The following is a 17058-nucleotide window of genomic DNA, read 5'->3' on the forward strand; positions in this document are numbered from 1 at the left end:
GACAGGTTCTTCTGCCGAAATTTTCGGCAGGTCGCGACCCATTTCTGGTCTCGTCCCGAAGGGATCGGCCTGTCAGAAGCCCGCGCCGGGCTGGGCGAGGTAGGCCTGCTCGGCCAGCGTGCTGTCCCGGCCTAGGACGGCGTTGCGATGGGGGAAGCGGCCGAAGCGGCGGATGACGTGCCAGTGCCGCCAGGCATAGTCGATGGTGCCGCCGGGCCGGGCGCTCTGGGGGACATCGCGCAGCCCCTCGAAGGCCGCGACCGACTCGTTCTGGGCCGCCATCGACTCCGCGTGCTCGAGGGGGAGGTAGAGGAAGCCCCGCTCGACGGGCGTCAGGTCGAGATCCAGGCGCTCGCGGATTACGCGCCGTGCCAGGACGAGGGCCTGCGGATCGCTGGCGAAGGCCTCGGGCGAGCCGCGGAACAGGTTCCGCGGGAACTGGTCGAGCAGGATCGCCAGGGCGAGGGCGCCCTCGGGCGTGTCGGCCCATGAGTTAAAGCGGCCTTCCCGGGCAGGGATGACGAGCCCGCCGAAACGGGCGCGGATTTCCGCGTCGAAGGCGTCGTCGCGCCTGAACCAGAGCTCTCGATAGCCGTCCCGCCCGTCGCGGAACCAGAAATCCAGGATGTCGCGGATCAGGTCTTGTTCCATCACAGGGCGCGGTCCAGCACGCGGATGGAATGCACGGCCTCGCGGCCGGCGAGGTCCTGGATCTGGTGGCGGCAGGAGGTGCCGTCGGCCACGACGACATCATCCGCCCCAGCGGCCCGCACCGCCGGCAGCAGGGACAGCTCCGCCATGGCGACGGACGTCTCGAAGTTCCTGGCCTCGTAGCCGAAGGCGCCGGCCATGCCGCAGCAGCTCGACGGGATCGGCTTCACCTCCATCCCCGGCACGCGCTGCAGCGCCTTCACCGCGGCGGGGAAGGCACCGAAGGCCTTCTGGTGGCAATGGCCGTGGATATGGGCCGTGCCGGCAACGGGCTTCAGCGTGGGCAGCGCCTCCTTCGCCTCCAGGAACTCGGTCGCCAGGAAGGCGCGCTTCGCCAGGGCTTCCGCCGCCGGGCCGGGCAGGAGCGAGGGGAACTCGTCGCGCAGGGTCATGAGGCAGGAGGGCTCCAGCCCAAGCACCGGCGCCTCGGATTTCGACAGAGCCTCCAAGGTGCGCCGCGCCTCGGCGCGGGCCTCCTCCACCATGCCGGCCGCCAGATAGGTGCGGCCGCAGCAAAGGGGGCGGCCCTCGGCCTTGGGCGCGGTGACCCGATAGCCGGAGGCGGCCAGCACGCGCACCGCGGCGCGGAGGTTCTCCGGCTCGAAATAGCGGTTGAAGGTGTCGCCGAAGAGGATGACCTCGCCCTTCCAGCCGTCGCTGCGCGCCTCCTCGTCACGGAAGACGTCGCGGCGGAAGCGCGGCAGGCTGCGCTTCGCGGAGAGGCCGAGGAAGCGCTCGGACAGCTTCTGCAGCAGCGGCACGCTGTCGCGCATGTTCGCGAGCCAGGGGGCGAAGCGGGCGTAGCGCGCGAGCATGGGCAGCGCGGCCACCAGCCGGTCCTTCAGCGGTACGCCGTGCCTGGCGTTGCGCGCGGCGAGATGCTCGATCTTCATCTTCGCCATGTCCACGCCGGTCGGGCATTCGCGCTTGCAGCCCTTGCAGGAGACGCAGAGCGACATCGCCTCACCCACCTGCTCACTTGCCAGCGCATCGGGCCCGAGCTGGCCGGTCAGCGCGAGGCGCAGCGTGTTGGCGCGGCCGCGGGTGAGGTGCTGCTCATCGCGCGTCACGCGATAGCTGGGGCACATCACATTGGCGTCGAATTTCCGGCAGGTGCCGTTGTTGTTGCACATCTCGACGGCGCCGAGAAAACCGCCCTGCGACCCCGGCCAGGCGGACCAGTCGAGCACGGGCTTCACCCCCGCATCCGCCGCGTATTCCGGCGCGTAGCGGAACAGCGTCCGGTCATCCATCTTCGGCGGCCGCACGACGCGGCCGGGATTGAGCAGCGCCTTGGGGTCGAACTCGTCCTTCACCGCCTCGAAGGCGCGGGCGATCTTCGCGCCGAACATGGGCTCGTTGAATTCAGAGCGGACGATGCCGTCGCCATGCTCGCCGGAATGCGAACCCTTGTACTCCCGCACCAGCGCGAAGCATTTTTCGGCGATCTCGCGCATCTTCCGCACGTCCTCGCCGTCCTTCATGTTCAGGACGGGACGGACATGCAGGCAGCCGACGCTGGCATGGGCGTACCAGGTGCCCTTGGTGCCGTATTCGGCGAAGACGTCGTTCAGCCGCTCCGTATAGTCGGCGAGATCGTCGAGGCCGACCGCGCAGTCCTCGATGAAGGAGACCGGTTTCCCGTCGCCCTTCATGGACATCATGATGTTGAGACCGGCCTCGCGCACCTCGGCGATCGCGGCCTGGAAGCCGCCATCCACCGCGCGCACCACCTGCCCCGGCAGGCCGAGATCGCCCATCATCTCCTCGAGCCGTTCGAGCTGCTGCAGCAGCGGGCCGTCCTCCTGCCCGTGGAACTCGACGATGAGCAGGCTGTCCGGCTCGCCGATCACCATCTGGTCGATGGTCGCGCGGTAGATCGGGATGGAGCGGCCGAGGTCGATCATCGTCCGATCGACCAGTTCGACCGCTTCGGGATCCAGCGTGACGAGGTGGCGCGACGCCTCCATCGCGCGGCGGAACGTCGGAAACTGGCAGATGCCGACGACCTTACGCGGCTTGATCGGCCAGAGCTTCAGGTCGAGCGCGGCTGAGAAGGCCAGCGTGCCCTCGGAGCCCACCAGCAGGCGGGAGAGATTGCCGCGACCGTTCGCGCGCGCATCCGGCGTCAGCGCGTCGAGGTTGTAGCCGCCCACGCGCCGAAGCTGGTGCGGGAATTTCTCCGCGATCTCGGCGGCCTCGCGCTCGCCCAGCGCGTGCAGCCGCGCGACCAGATCCGTGTTCGGCGCGCCCTCGCCGAAGATGTGGCGCGAGCCGTCGGCCAGGATCGCGTCGATGGCGCGGACATTGTCGGCCATCAGCCCGTAGCGGATCGACTTGCCGCCGCAGGAATTGTTCCCCGCCATGCCGCCGATGGTGCAGCGCTGCCAGGTGCTGGGATCGACCGGGAAGAATTTTCCCGTGCTCTTGATCGTTTCGTTCAAGGCTCCGAGCGTGATGCCAGGCTCCACGCGGGCCGTGTCGCCCTCCACGCGGATCACCCGGCGCAGGTATTTCGAGCAGTCCAGCACCAGCGCGCGGTTCACCGTCTGGCCGCACTGGCTGGTGCCGCCGCCGCGCGCGAGGATGGGGATGCCCTCCTCGCGGCAGATCGCCATGGCGGCCTCGACATCGGCGGCGGTCTTGGGGATTAGCACGCCGACCGGCTCGATCTGGTAGATGCTGGCATCCGTCGCGTAGCGGCCGCGATCGGGCGCAGAGAACAGCACCTCCCCCTCCGTCTCGCGCGACAGGCGCTCGGCCAGGCGGGAATCACCGATTTTGGTCTTGGGAATCGTGATGGCGTTCATGCCGCTATCTATCCCCAGAACGCCGCGCCGTCAGATGGATAATCCTCATGAAGCGCACGAGCCGAACTCATTGGCACAGCCACCCCGATCCGGGCATAGGACAGCCAGCAAGAGGATCACGCCCCATGGCCTATTTCACGACCAAGACCTCGCCCGGCCGCCATTTCCTGCAGATTCCGGGCCCCTCCAACGTGCCGGACCGGGTGCTGCGCGCGCTCGACAACCCGACCATGGACCATCGCGGCCCGGATTTCGGCAAGCTGGGCGGCCAGATCCTCGAGAAGATCAAGGGCGTCTTCAACACGCAAAGCCACGTCATCATCTACCCGGCCTCCGGCACCGGCGCCTGGGAGGCGGCCCTGGTCAACACGCTCTCGCCCGGCGACCGCGTGCTGATGTGCGAGACCGGCTGGTTCGCGAGCCTCTGGCGCGAGATGGCCGAGCGGCTGGCCCTCCGGCCCGAATTCCTCCAGGGCGACTGGCGCCGCGGCGCCGAGCCCTCCGAGATCGAGGCCTATCTGCGCGCCGACAAGGCGCATGAGATCAAGGCCGTGGCCGTGGTGCACAACGAGACGAGCACGGGCTGCACCAGCCGCATCGCCGAGGTCCGCAAGGCCATCGACGCTGCCGGCCACCCGGCCCTGCTGCTGGTGGACACCATCAGCAGCCTCGGTTCGGTCGACTACCGGCATGACGAATGGGGCGTGGACGTCACCGTCGCCGGCTCGCAGAAGGGGCTGATGCTGCCGCCCGGCCTGTCCTTCAACGCGGTCAGCGCCAAGGCGCTGAAGGCCAGCGAGACGGCGAAGCTGACGCGCAGCTTCTGGGACTGGAAGCCGATGATCGCCTCCAACGCGACCGGCTTCTTCCCCTACACGCCGGCGACCAACATGCTCTACGCGCTGGATACGGCGCTCGACATGCTCTTCGAGGAGGGCATGGAGAACGTCTTCGCCCGCCACGACCGCATGGCCGAGGCGACCCGCCGCGCCGTCCGCGCCTGGGGCCTGGAGATCCAGTGCCAGGAGCCGGGCCACTACTCCCCCGTGCTGACGGCGGTGCGCGTGCCGGAAGGCCACAGCGCCAACGGGCTGCGGGCGACGATCCTGGAGAAGTTCAACATGTCGCTGGGCAACGGCCTCGGCCAGTTGAACGACAAGGTCTTCCGCATCGGCCATCTGGGCGATGTGGGCGAGCTGCACATGGTCGGCACGCTTTCGGGCGTGGAGATGGGGCTGCGCGCGGCCGGCATCCCGCACAAGCCGGACGGCGTGAAGGCGGCGATGGACTACATCGCGGGCAACGCCTGAAGCTTTTTCCGCCCTCCGGCGCCGGGCGCCGCCTCCGGCGGCTTGGCTTCGCCGCGCCATGGCAGCGGGAGTTGTCAGGTCGGTTGGGCGGCGCCGGCCGCCTTGCGGCCGGATGATCCTGTTCGGTGAGTTGGGCAAAGGCACCGCAAGGCGCCTTTGCCAGCCCGGACAAGCTCGGGCAGTCTTCGCCCCAATCAGCGCCGCCGGGGAGAAAACCCATTCCTAAATTCGCCGCGAACATCTCCATGATGTTCAACGAGATGCCCTTCCTCGACCGCTTCGCCGCCGCCCGCGCGGCCGGCTTCGAGGCGGTGGAATTCCTCTTCCCCTATGAGCATCCGGCGGAAGAGATCGCCAGGCGGCTTGAGGGCAACGGCCTCGCCAACGTGCTGTTCAACGCGCCCCCCGGCGACTGGAACAATGGCGAGCGCGGCATGGCTTCCCTGCCAGATCGCCGCGCCGAATTCCGGGAAAGCATCAAGCGCGCCCTCGAATACAGCGCCGCGCTGAAATGCCCGCGGCTGCACGTGATGGCCGGCCTCGTGCCGGCCGGCGTGCCGCGCGACACGCTGCTCTCCACCTATGCCGCCAATCTCGACTTTGCCGCCGAGGAATGCGCCAAGCTCGGCGTGAAGCCGGTGATCGAGCCGATCAACCACCGCGACATCCCCGGCTTCTTCCTCAACACCACGACGGAAGCCACGCGCATCATCGACGCGATCGGGCCCGAGCGGCTGGGCCTGCAGTTCGACCTCTACCATTGCCAGATCACCGAGGGCGACGTCTCCCGCAAGGCGGCCGAGCTGCTGCCCTATATCGCGCATATGCAGGTCGCCGACACGCCGGGCCGCCACGAGCCCGGCACCGGCGAGGTGAACTGGCCCTTCGTCTTCGACGCCATCGACGCGAGCGGCTATCGCGGCTGGATCGGCTGCGAGTACCGCCCCAAGGGCGAGACCCTCGCCGGCCTGGGTTGGTTCGCGAAGTACCGCGCGGCATAGCCGCGAGCCGGCCGATTCAGACTTCCGCGCCCTTCGGCGCTCCAGTCATCGGACGGCCGTCCTCATTCTCGAAAGGAAAAGACAGCACATGAAGATCGGATTCATCGGCCTCGGCATCATGGGCCTCCCCATGGCGCAGAACCTCGCCAAGGGCGGCCACGAGATCATCGTCCCCGAGCGCAAGTCGCTCTCCGCCGAGAGCCGCGCCGCCTACAAGGTCGTGGCCGACGCCACCGCCGTCGCCCAGGCCGCCGAGATCGTCATCCTGATGGTGCCCGACACCCCCGACGTGGAGCGCGTGCTCTTCGGCGCCGGCGGCGTCGCGGCGGGCCTCAGCAAGGGCAAGCTCGTCGTCGACATGAGCTCGATCAGCCCGACGGCGACCAAGGAGTTCGCTTCCAAGGTCAATGCGCTGGGCTGCGACTATATCGACGCCCCGGTCTCGGGCGGCGAGGTCGGCGCGAAGAACGCCGCGCTCACCATCATGATCGGCGCTAGCCAGGCGGCCTTCGACCGGGCGCTGCCGCTCTTCCAGCTGATGGGCAAGAACATCACGCTGGTGGGCGAGAACGGCGCGGGCCAGGTCACCAAGGTCGCGAACCAGATCATCGTGGCGTTGAACATCGAGGCCGTCTCGGAGGCGCTGGTCTTCGCGTCGAAGGCGGGGGCCGATCCGGCCAAGGTGCGGGCCGCGCTGATGGGCGGGTTCGCCAATTCCCGCATCCTGGAGGTCCATGCCGAGCGGATGATCAACCGGACCTTCGACCCCGGCTTCCGCATCGAACTGCACCAGAAGGACCTCAACCTGGCGCTGCAATCGGCCAAGGAACTGGGCGTGGCGCTGCCGAACACGGCCTCGGCGCAACAGCTCTTCTCCGCCTGCGCGGCCATGGGCGGCAAGGGCTGGGACCATTCGGGGATGGTGCAGGCGCTGGAGAAGCTGGCGGATCACAAGATCGGGTGATGGGCCCGATCGGTCGTGGGCCCCGGGACAGCCCGGGGCTGTCGGTCGGAAGCTGGGTGCGGTTCGCATCCAGCTCAGGATGGGAAGGGAAGGGGCCGGTCAACCAAGGCGGGACGCCGATCCGGCGAAGTGCTCGCGCGCCGCGCGCCAGCATGGGCACTTCAGGCGGGAGCCGCCGGAAGCGCGAGTCCTGCCCTCAAATCAAGGGCCAAAGGCTTTGTCGAGCGCCTCTGCTGGCGGGGAGGCAATAGGCCGCCCCTCCCGCGTCCCAGGTCTTCGGCGAGATTACTTGATCTTGCCTTCGCGGTAGACGACGTGCTTGCGCGCCTTGGGGTCGTACTTCATCAGCTCGAGCTTGCCCGTGGCCGTGCGGGTGTTCTTCTTCGTCACGTAGAAGTGGCCCGTGTCGGCGCTGCTGATCAGCTTGATGAGGACGGTATTGGCCTTGGCCATGGTCTTGTGCTTCGCTCTTTGCGCGCGGAGATGCGCAGGTGCCGGAAAGGAAGGGGTCTTCTAGCGGCCCAGGGCGCGGGGTCAAGTCTTTTGGCTGTCCCGCAGCCTGTCTACTGGCGCTTCCGGCCCCGCCCGCCGCGGAGCCGGGCCGGGGCCCCGCCCATCAGCAGCTCGAAGACCATGCTGCCCGTCTCCGGATTGGCCTCGCGCAGGCGGGCCTCCACCTCGTCGCCCAGCTTGAGCACCTGGCGCGAGTGCCGCCCCGCGACGCTGCGCTTGTCCTCGGCCACGATCCAATGGTCGTTCGGCAGCGCCTTCATGGGCACGAAGCCCGAGGCGCCCGTCTCGCTGAGCTGCACGAAGACGCCGAAGGGATGGATGCCCGAGACCCGCGCGGCGAAGGTCGCGCCCACCTTGTCCGCCAGATAGGCCGTCAGGTACCGGTCCACCGCGTCGCGCTCGGCCATGGCGGCGCGGCGCTCGGTGGCGGTGATGTGCTCGGCCGTCTCGGGAAACCGCGCCAGCTCCGCCTCGGCGATCCCGTCCGGACCCAGCTTGAGGCCGCGGATCAGCGCCCGGTGCACCAGCAGGTCGGCATAGCGCCGGATCGGCGAGGTGAAATGGGCGTAGCGCGAGAGCGCCAGGCCGAAATGCCCGATATTGTCCGGGTCGTAGGCCGCTTGGGACTGGCTGCGCAGCACCGTCTCATGGACCATCCGCGCCTCCGGCCGATCCCTCACCTTGTCCAGCAGCGTCGCGAAGTCGCGGGGCTGGAGCTGGCCCACAGGGTTGATGGAGAGGCCCAGCGTCTCCAGGAACTCCTTGAGGGAGGCCAGCTTCTCCTCCGAGGGCGGGGCATGGATCCGGTACATGCAGGGCTGGCCCAGCCGCTCCAGCTCCTCCGCCGCGCAGACATTGGCGGCGACCATGAACTCCTCGATGAGGCGGTGGCTGTCGAGGCGCGGGCGCGGGATGACGGCGGTGACCTTGCCCGCCGGATCCAGCAGCACGCGGCGCTCCGGCAGATCGAGGTCCAGCGTGCCGCGGCGCTCGCGGGCCGAGAGCAGGGCGCGGAAGGCGCCATAGAGCCGGGCGACATGGCCCTCGGCCAGCCCCTCCGGATCCTCGCCGGCATCGGCCGCGGCCTGCACCTGCTCGTAGGTCAGCCGGGCCGCACTCCGCATCAGGCCGCGGCCGAACTTGTGGCCGGTCTTCGTGCCCGCCTTGTCGAAGCGCATCTCGACGAAGAGGCAGCCGCGCTCCTCATGCGGCCTGAGGCTGCACCAGCCGTTGGACAGCGCCTCGGGCAGCATGGGCACGACGCGGTCGGGAAAGTAGACCGAGTTGCCCCGGGTCCAGGCCTCGCGGTCCAGCGCGGAGTTGGGCGTCACGTAGTGCGCCACGTCGGCGATGGCGACGATGACCTTCCAGCCGTCCTCGTCCGGCTCGGCGAAGACGGCGTCGTCGAAATCGCGCGCGTCGTCGCCGTCGATGGTGACGAGCGGGATGGCGCGCAGGTCGGTGCGCTTGCCGAGCGGAGTCGCCCTGGCGCGCTCGGCCTGTTGGACCGCCTCCGCCTCGAAGACATCCGGGATGCCGTGCGCGTGGATGCAGATGAGCGAGACCGAGCGCGGCTCGCCCATCAGGCCCAGCCGCTCGACGATCTTCGCAGGGCGCAGGCCGAATCCGGTGGAGGGCAGGGGCTCCGCCAGGACGATCTCGCCCGGCTGGGCGCCGCCGGCCTGGCCGGGCGGGACGGTCCATTCCGCCTTCTGGCGCCGGTCGGTCGGGATGATGCGGCCGTCCTGGTAGACGCCCAGGATGCGGCGGCGGTCCTCGACGGCGCCGAGGCGCTTCAGCGTGCGCCCCTCGTATTTCTCGCCGGAGATGTGGCGGAGCTTCGCCAGCACGCGCTCGCCGGCGGCCAGGGCCGTCTGTCCGCGCCGCTCGGGGTGCATGTAGACGACGGGCTTGCCGGCGCCTTCCCAGGCGACGGGTCGGGCGATGGGGTCGCCGTCGGGATCGGTGCCGAAGACCTCGACCACGGCGGTCTCGGGCAGGCGGTCCGGGACGGTGGCGGTCTGTTGGTGCCTGCGTCCCGAAGAGGCTCCTGGCGTGCGCTCGCCAGGCTGGGGCCGGCCCCGGGGGCCGCGGGGACGCGCGGCCTCCGCCAGCTCGGCCGGGGTGGATTCGACGCGCCGCGGCGGAGCGTTCTCCGTCCTAGGGCCGCCGCCCTCGAAGCTGCGCTTGCCGACGGGCTTCACGGCCGCGTCGAACTTCAGCTCGGACAGCAGCTGCCGCAGCGCCGGCCGCAATTCCGTCGCCAGCCCGAAATGCCGGGCCAGCTCGGCCTTGCCGACGCGGCCGCCCGCGGAGGCGATGAAAGCCTTCACCTCGGCCTTGCTCGGCAGGGGCTGGCCCTTGGGGGCCGTCTTCACCTTGGCGCGGGGAGCCTTCCCGGAGCGCTGGGGCGGCGGCGGATTTCCGACACCGTCCGCCCGCGCCTTGGCATTGGACTTGCGGGCCTTCTGCCCCTTCTTCGGAGGCCCGTTGCGCGGCATGTCAGGCCGTCACCGCCGCTGGCTTCTTCGCCGCGGGCTTCTTCTTGGCCGCAGCCTTCGCAGGTGCAGCCTTCTTCGCAGGAGGGGCCTTCTTCGGGGCGGCCGCCTTCTTGGCCGCCGTGGCTTTCACGGGGGCGGGACGGGCCTCGGCGGCCGGCTTCGCGGCGGCCTTGCGGGCCGGCGCCTTCTTGCCGCCCTTGCCGCGCGGCGGCAGCTCCTTGCCCTTCTCGGCCAGCAGCGCCACGGCCTCGTCGAGCGTCACTGCCTCCATCTCGACCCCGCGGGGCAGGTTCGCGACGCGCGTGCCGTGCAGCAGGTAGGGTCCGAAGCGGCCGCGCCGCACCTCGACGATGCCGCCCTTCGGATGGTCGCCAATGGTGATCCCGCGCGGCTTGGCGCTCGCCATCAGGTCCACGGCGCGGTTGAGGCCGATGGTCAGCGGGTCGTCGTCGCGGTCCAGCGACTTGCTGAGCGCCCCCATCTTCAGATAGGGCCCGAAGCGGCCGAGATTGGAGGAGATCTCCTCGCCGGTCTCGGGATGAAGCCCCACGATGCGCGGCATGGAGAGCAGCACCAGCGCCGTCTCCAAGGTCATGGTCTCGGGGTCCATCCCGCGGGTCAGGCTGGCGCGCCTGGGCTTGGTGGGCTTGCCCTTGGCGTCCGTGCCACCCTCGCCGAGCTGTGCGTAGATACCGTAGGGACCGCGCCGGAGGGTGACCTGCTCGCCGGATGCCGGGTCGGTGCCCAGCACGCGCACGCCGTCCGCGAGCGGGCCGCCGCCCTCGCCCTCGGCGCCGGGCACCGCGAGCGGCCGCGTGTAGCGGCATTCGGGATAGTTGGAGCAGCCGATGAAGGCGCCCGTCCGCCCGAGCCGCAGGCCGAGCCGGCCCGCCCCGCAATTCGGGCAGACGCGCGGATCGCTGCCGTCATCGGCCTTGGGGAAGAAGTGGGGGCCCAGCTCCTCGTCCAGACGGTCGATGACATCGCTGATCTTGAGGTCCTTGGTCGCGTCGATCGCGTCCCGGAAGTCGGCCCAGAACTGCCGCATGACCTCGCGCCACTCCGCCCTTCCGCCCGAGATGTCGTCGAGCTGCTCCTCGAGGCCGGCGGTGAAGCCGGTGTCCACGTATTTCTCGAAGAAGGCGACGAGGAAGGCCGTGACGAGCCGCCCGCGGTCCTCGGGCGTGAAGCGCCGCTTGTCGAGCTTCACGTATTCGCGGTCCTGCAGGACCTGGAGCACCGAGGCATAGGTGGAGGGGCGCCCGATGCCGAGCTCCTCCATCTTCTTGACCAGCGAGGCCTCGGAATAGCGCGGCGGCGGCTGGGTGAAGTGCTGCGTGGCCTCGACGCCCTGGCGCTTCAGCGGATCCCGCTCGCGCATGGGCGGCAGGATGCGGCTGTCCTCGTCGGCATCCTCCGGCGCGTCGTCCTGATCCTCGCGGTAGAGCTTCAGGAAGCCGTCGAAGGCGATGACGCTGCCGGTGGCGCGCAGCCTGGTCTTGCCGCTCGGCTCCACCAGCTCGACGCTGGTCTGGTCCAGCTCGGCCGATTGCATCTGGCTGGCGACGGCGCGCTTCCAGATCAGCTCGTAGAGCTTGCGCTGCTGGTCGTTGAGGTAGCGGGCGACCTTCTCCGGCGTGCGGGAGACGTCGGTGGGGCGGATCGCCTCGTGCGCCTCCTGGGCGTTCTTGGCGCGGCTGGAATATTCGCGCGGCGCGCCGGGGATGTAGTCCTCGCCGAACTCGGACTTGATGTGGTTGCGCAGCTCGGTGATGGCCTCGCGCGCCATCTGCACGCCGTCCGTCCGCATATAGGTGATGAGGCCGACCGTCTCGCCGCCGATCGCGACGCCCTCGTAGAGACCCTGCGCGGTGCGCATCGTGGCCTGGGCGCCGAAGCCGAGCTTGCGGCTGGCCTCCTGCTGGAGGGTGCTCGTCTGGAAGGGGGCGGGCGGATTGCGCTTGACGCGGCGCTTCTCGACCGAGCCGACGCTGAACTCGGCGGCCTCTACGGCGGCCTTGGCCGCCATGGCCAGCGCCTCGTTCGGCAGGTCGAACTGCTCGAGCTTGCGACCCTCGTGATGGGTCAGGCGGGCCGAGAAGGGAGCGCCCGCGGGCGTGGAGAAGCGGCCCTGCACCGTCCAGTATTCGCGCGCGAGAAACCGCTCGATCTCGGCCTCGCGCTCGCAGATCAGGCGCAGCGCCACGCTCTGCACGCGACCGGCCGACTTGCTGCCCGGCAGCTTGCGCCAGAGGACCGGCGAGAGGGTGAAGCCCACCAGATAGTCGAGGGCCCGCCGGGCGAGATAGGCCTCGATCAGCGGCAGGTCGAGCTCGCGCGGATGGGCTATGGCGTATTGCACCGCCCGCTTGGTGATCTCGTTGAAGGTGATGCGCTGGACGTTCACGCCCTTCAGCGCGCCCGATTTCGCCAGCATGTCCTTCACGTGCCAGGAGATGGCCTCGCCCTCGCGATCCGGATCGGTCGCAAGGTAGAGGTGCTTGGCGCCCCGCAGCGCCTGGGTGATGGCCTTGACCTGCTTCGCCCCGCGGTCGTCGGCCTCCCAGTCCATGGCGAAGTCCTCGTCCGGCCGGACGGAGCCGTCCTTGGGGGGAAGATCGCGAACATGGCCGAAGGAGGCGAGGACCTTGTAGTCGGCCCCGAGATACTTCTCGATGGTCTTTGCCTTGGCGGGGCTCTCGACGACGACGATGTTCGTCACTTCAGGGTCTGTCCTTACCGCCTCCGCCGCAATGGCTCACGGAAAGCGCTCCAGAGAATTGATTTTGCACGTAACTCAGGCCAGTGCCACCCGGTTGCCCGGCAGGGTTTCGATGCGTCCGGCCATCTCCAGTTCGAGGAGCAGGGCCGAGAGCCTCGGGGCGGATAGCTGGCAGCGCCGACCCAACTCGTCAACCGCTATCGGTGTAGACCCCATCATTTCAATAACTTGTGCGGCAGCATCCGAAGCGGGGGGAGGCTCCTCGGCCGGTTCCTCCGGCAATTCCGCCAATAGCGGCATCCGGAAGAGCGGCGCTTCGGCCGGCGCTTCGGGGAGGTGGAGCAGGATATCCTCGACGGTTTCCGTCAGCCTGGCGCCGCGCCGGATCAGGTCGTTGGAGCCGCGCGAGCGCGGGTCGAGCGGATGGCCCGGCACGGCGAAGAGCTCCCGCCCGGCCTCCGCGGCGAGGCGCGCGGTTATGAGGGTGCCCGATTGCAGCGCCGCCTCGATGACGACGACGCCCAGCGAGAGCCCCGCCACGATGCGGTTGCGGCGCGGGAAGTGCCGGGCCAGCGGCGCGGTGCCGAGCGGCGCCTCGCTCAGAACGAGGCCGCCTTCGGCGGCGATGCGCTCCTGCAAGGCGGCGTTCTCGCGCGGATAGGGCCGGTCCAGCCCGCCGGCGACGGCCGCGATGGTGGTGCCGGAGCGCAGCGCCCCGGTATGCGCCGCCGTGTCGATGCCCCGGGCCAGGCCGGAGACGACGCAGATGTCGCGCACGGCCAGGGCGTCCGCGAGATCCTCGGCGAAGCGGCGGCCCGTGCCGCTGGCATTGCGCGCGCCGACCAGGGCCACGCCGCGCCGGCCGAAGGCGGCGAGGTCGCCCCGGGCGGCGAGGACGAGCGGCGCATCCTCCAGCAGGGCGAGCAGCGGCGGATAATCCTCCTCGCCGAGGAAGAGGAGATGCGCGCCCAGGGCCGCCAGCCCCTCCATCTCGCGCAGCGCTGCGTCGCGGGGGAAGGCCCGCCGGCCCAGCGCCTCCAGCGCGGCCTCCGGCGTGCCGTGGCGCGCCAGGAGCCGGCCGTGCATGACATGGCCGACGCCCTCGGTCCGCGCGAGGCGCAGCCGCGCGAGGCCGTCCAAGGATCTACCTGCCTTCGCCGATGCGCGGCTCGGTGCCGGCGAGCAGCCGCTGGATGTTCTCCTTGTGCCGCCAGATCACATGGACACCCAGGATCAGCAGCCCGAGGGCGGCGCCCGGGGTCGCGAAGACCAGCGCCGCGGCGGGCGCAACGGCGATGGCGGCCATGGCGCCCACGGAAGACCTCCTGGACAGCCTCGCGGCGACGAGCCAGGTCAGCGCCGCGATCAGGAAGATCGGCCAGGCGAGGCCGAGCATCACGCCCAGCGCCGTCGCCATGCCTTTTCCGCCCTGGAAGCCGAGCCATGGCGGGTGGCAATGGCCGAGCACCGCCGCGACGGCCGCCGCGGGCTCCCAGCCTGGGCCCGCGATCCAGCCGGCCAGCCAGACGGCGGCTGCGCCCTTGAGCGCGTCGAGGAGCAGCGTCGCCGCCGCCAGCTTCTTGTTGCCCGTGCGCAGGACATTGGTCGCGCCGATATTGCCCGAGCCGATGCTGCGGACATCGCCGAGCCCGGCCGCCCGGGTCAGGAGCAACCCGAAGGGGATGGAGCCCAGCAGCGCCGCCAGGAGGATCGCGCCCGCGCCGAGCATCAGGAAAACACCCGGCGGCCGGCCTTGAAGGTGGCCATCACCTTGCCCTCGAGCGCGCGCCCGTCGAAGGGCGAGTTCTGCGCCTTGCCGGGCAGGGTCCCGGCCTTCACCTGCCAGCCGCGGTCCAGCCAGAAGAGGCAGAGGTCGGCCGGCGCGCCCTCGGCGAGCCGGCCGGAGTCGAGGCCGAGCAGCCTGGCCGGCCGGCTGGTCAGCAGCGCCAGCGCGTCGAGCAGCTTCAGATCCTCGCCATGCACCCGGGCGAGGGTGATGCCGAGCAGCGTCGCGAGGCCCACGCCGCCGGCCTCGGCCTGGGCGAAGGGCAGCCGCTTGTCGTCCGCATCGCGCGGCTGGTGGTCGGAGGCGATGGCGTCGATCGTGCCGTCGGCGAGCGCGGCGACCACGGCCTGCCGGTCCGCCTCGCGCCGCAGGGGCGGCGAGAGCTTGGCATAGGTGCGGTAGTCGCCGATCGCCGTCTCGTTCAGGTCGAAATAGGGGGGCGCCGTGTCGCAGGTGACGTGAAGGCCCTCGGCCTTGGCGGCGCGGATCAGCTCCAGCGCGGCGCCGGTGCTGACATGGCCGAAATGCACATGGCCCGAGGTGAGCCGGGCCAGCGCGATGTCGCGCGCGACCAGGATGGCCTCGGCCGCGGCGGGGATGCCGGGCAGGCCGAGCCGTGTGGCCAACTCGCCCTCGGTGGCGGAGCCGGTGCCGGCGAGGCTCGGCTCCTCCGGGTGCTGGACCACCATGGCGCCGAAGGTGCGCGCATAGGACAGGGCGAGGCGCATGGTGCGCGCATTGCCGATCGCGCGGCCGCCGTCGCTGAAGCCGACCGCGCCGGCCTCGCGCAGCAGGCCGAACTCCGAGAGCTCCTTGCCCGCGCAATGCTTGGTCGCGGCGGCGAAGGGCAGGAGGGTGAGGCTGCCGGTGGCCTCGCCGCGGCGGATGACGAACTCGACCAGCGCGGGATCGTCCAAGGCGGGCTGGGTGTCGGGCAGCAGGGCCAGGGTGGTGATGCCGCCGGCCGCCGCGGCCTGGGCGGCGGAGGCGATGGTCTCGCGGTGCTCGCCGCCGGGCTCGCCGATGCTGGCGCGCATGTCCACCAGGCCGGGGCAGAGGCAGGCGCCGGCGGCATCGAGCGTCTCGGCGCCCTCGGCGGGCGCGCCCTTCAGGCTGGCGATGCGGCCGTCCTGGAGCAGGATGGAGCCGGTCGCATCCAGCCCGGAGGCGGGGTCGAGCAGGCGGGCATTGGTGATGAGGAGCGGCTTCATGCGAGGGGCTTTTCCATGAAGACGCGGCGGTGGCCGCCCTGCTCGGCGCGGCGGGTCTCGGCATAGCCCAGGCGCGCGTACAGCGCGATGTTCTCGACCATCTTCTCGTTCGTGTAGAGCCAGATACGGCGGTGGCCGCGGCGGCGCGCCTCGGCCTCGGCGAAGTCCATCAGTTTGCGGCCGTGGCCCTTGCCGCGCGACGCGGCGGCCACCGCGATGTTGTCGATCAACAGGCCGTCCTCCGTGTCCTCCAGGACCAGGGCGCCGATCGACACGCCGTCCAGCTCCGCGATCCAGGCCTGGCCGGCGGCGATGCGCGCGGCGTAGTCGTCGGTCATGGGCGCGGGCTCGCGCCCGAGGCGGGGCACGTAATGGGCATAGGCCTCGCGCACGAGGGCGCGCAGGGCGCCGGCTTCCCCGGGCCTGGCGAGGCGGGGGGCCGTGTGCCCCGGCCCCAGGCTCCGCTCCCCGCTCACGCGTTGCGCCGCAGGTCGCGCGAGAGGATGTCGAGGACGGCCATGCGGACGGCCACGCCCATCTCCACCTGCTCGCCGATGACGCTGCGCTCCGGGTCGTCGGCGATGGCGCTGTCGATCTCGACGCCCCGGTTCATCGGGCCGGGGTGCATGACGATGGAATCGGGCTTGGCATGGGCCAGCTTGGCGGCGTCCAGCCCATAGAAGCGGAAGTATTCGCGCGGGGAGGGGACGAGGCCGCCGCTCATGCGCTCCTTTTGCAGGCGCAGCATCATGACCACGTCGGCGCCATCGAGGCCGGCGCGCATGTCGTGGAAGACCTCGACGCCGAGGCGGGCGCATTCGGCGGGGATCAGCGTCGGCGGGCCGACCACGCGGACGCGGGCGCCCATGGCCGAGAGCAGGTGGATGTTGCTGCGCGCCACGCGGGAATGCAGCACGTCGCCGCAGATGGCGACGGTCAGGCTGTCGAGATGGCCCTTGCGGCGGCGGATGGTCAGGGCGTCGAGCAGGGCCTGGGTGGGGTGCTCGTGCGTGCCGTCGCCCGCATTGATGACGGCCGCGTCGACCTTCTGCGCCAGCAGCGCGGGCGCGCCGGACTGCGCGTGGCGGATCACCAGGAGATCGGTGTGCATGGCGTTCAGCGTCGAGGCGGTGTCGAGCAGCGTCTCGCCCTTGTTCACGCTGCTGGTGGAGACGGACATGTTGACGATGTCCGCGCCCAGCCGCTTGCCGGCCAGCTCGAAGGAGGTGCGGGTACGCGTGCTGTCCTCGAAGAAGAGATTGATGAGGGTCCGGCCGCGGAGCAGGTCGCGCTGGGTCTTCCCCTGCCGGTTGAGGAGCGCGTAGCTCTCGGCGAGGTCGAGCAACGCGGAGATATGGGGCGCTTCCAACCCCTCGATGGCGAGGAGATGGCCGGTGGGGAGGATGGGGTAGGAGAAGGACATCGCATTCCCGTCACTGACGGCGATGCTGTTAGCACCTGCGCCGATTCCGAAAAAGCCGACGGATCCTGCGTTGTCCGCCATCTCCGGTGCCGCATAGATGAGCCGA

13 protein-coding genes are annotated in these 17058 nt (G+C 70.3%); 3 read left to right on the forward strand and 10 right to left on the reverse strand.

Going from position 1 to position 17058, the window contains the following annotated elements:
• Positions 1–72: 72 nt before the first annotated feature.
• A complete protein-coding gene (locus EJV46_RS01590) occupies positions 73–651 on the reverse strand; it encodes a DUF924 family protein (RefSeq protein WP_131546838.1) in 579 nt (192 codons plus the stop codon).
• Entirely contained in the window at positions 651–3521 is a 2871-nt protein-coding gene (locus EJV46_RS01595; RefSeq protein WP_131546839.1) for an FAD-binding and (Fe-S)-binding domain-containing protein, read from the reverse strand. The genes EJV46_RS01590 and EJV46_RS01595 overlap by 1 nt, the downstream gene beginning before the upstream one ends.
• Positions 3522–3646: 125 nt before the next feature.
• Between EJV46_RS01595 and EJV46_RS01600 the strand changes: the two genes are divergently transcribed.
• The 3 genes from EJV46_RS01600 (at position 3647) to EJV46_RS01610 (ending at position 6796) form a co-directional block, all read left to right on the forward strand.
• On the forward strand, positions 3647–4831 hold the full coding sequence (locus EJV46_RS01600; protein ID WP_131546840.1) for an alanine--glyoxylate aminotransferase family protein: 1185 nt from the start codon (positions 3647–3649) through the stop codon (positions 4829–4831).
• 218 nt (positions 4832–5049) lie between these two features.
• Entirely contained in the window at positions 5050–5832 is a 783-nt protein-coding gene (gene otnI, locus EJV46_RS01605; RefSeq protein WP_131547984.1) for a 2-oxo-tetronate isomerase, read from the forward strand.
• An 88-nt stretch (positions 5833–5920) separates the two neighbouring features.
• Positions 5921–6796, forward strand: coding sequence for a 2-hydroxy-3-oxopropionate reductase (locus EJV46_RS01610; RefSeq protein ID WP_131546841.1), 876 nt, complete (start codon positions 5921–5923; stop codon positions 6794–6796).
• A gap of 285 nt (positions 6797–7081) precedes the next feature.
• Here the strand turns inward: EJV46_RS01610 and rpmG are convergent, their stop codons facing one another.
• The 8 genes from rpmG to EJV46_RS01650 all read right to left on the reverse strand — a co-directional run bounded on the left by rpmG (position 7082) and on the right by EJV46_RS01650 (position 16952).
• On the reverse strand, positions 7082–7249 hold the full coding sequence (rpmG, locus tag EJV46_RS01615) for a 50S ribosomal protein L33 (protein WP_131546842.1): 168 nt from the start codon (positions 7247–7249) through the stop codon (positions 7082–7084).
• 110 nt (positions 7250–7359) lie between these two features.
• Positions 7360–9810, reverse strand: a complete 2451-nt coding sequence (gene rnr / locus EJV46_RS01620; RefSeq protein ID WP_206020676.1) for a ribonuclease R — start codon at positions 9808–9810, stop codon at positions 7360–7362.
• A 1-nt stretch (position 9811) separates the two neighbouring features.
• Positions 9812–12532, reverse strand: a complete 2721-nt coding sequence (gene topA / locus EJV46_RS01625) for a type I DNA topoisomerase (protein ID WP_131546843.1) — start codon at positions 12530–12532, stop codon at positions 9812–9814.
• 75 nt (positions 12533–12607) lie between these two features.
• Positions 12608–13672 (reverse strand): DNA-processing protein DprA, encoded by a 1065-nt coding sequence (gene dprA / locus EJV46_RS01630; RefSeq protein ID WP_408892624.1) that lies wholly within the window; start codon positions 13670–13672, stop codon positions 12608–12610.
• Positions 13673–13676: 4 nt separating this feature from the next.
• Positions 13677–14261 carry a glycerol-3-phosphate 1-O-acyltransferase PlsY gene (plsY, locus tag EJV46_RS01635; RefSeq protein WP_131546844.1) on the reverse strand — a complete coding sequence of 195 codons (585 nt, stop codon included), beginning with the start codon at positions 14259–14261 and terminating at the stop codon, positions 13677–13679.
• Positions 14261–15529, reverse strand: a complete 1269-nt coding sequence (locus EJV46_RS01640; RefSeq protein ID WP_131546845.1) for a dihydroorotase family protein — start codon at positions 15527–15529, stop codon at positions 14261–14263. Before EJV46_RS01640 ends, plsY begins: the two co-directional genes overlap by 1 nt.
• Positions 15526–16005 carry a GNAT family N-acetyltransferase gene (locus EJV46_RS01645; protein ID WP_240782358.1) on the reverse strand — a complete coding sequence of 160 codons (480 nt, stop codon included), beginning with the start codon at positions 16003–16005 and terminating at the stop codon, positions 15526–15528. The genes EJV46_RS01640 and EJV46_RS01645 overlap by 4 nt, the downstream gene beginning before the upstream one ends.
• Positions 16002–16952, reverse strand: a complete 951-nt coding sequence (locus EJV46_RS01650; protein ID WP_131546846.1) for an aspartate carbamoyltransferase catalytic subunit — start codon at positions 16950–16952, stop codon at positions 16002–16004. Before EJV46_RS01650 ends, EJV46_RS01645 begins: the two co-directional genes overlap by 4 nt.
• Positions 16953–17058: the final 106 nt, after the last annotated feature.

Origin of the sequence: Roseococcus sp. SYP-B2431 (genome assembly GCF_004336745.1) — a bacterium.
Classification (GTDB): Bacteria; Pseudomonadota; Alphaproteobacteria; order Acetobacterales; family Acetobacteraceae; genus Roseococcus.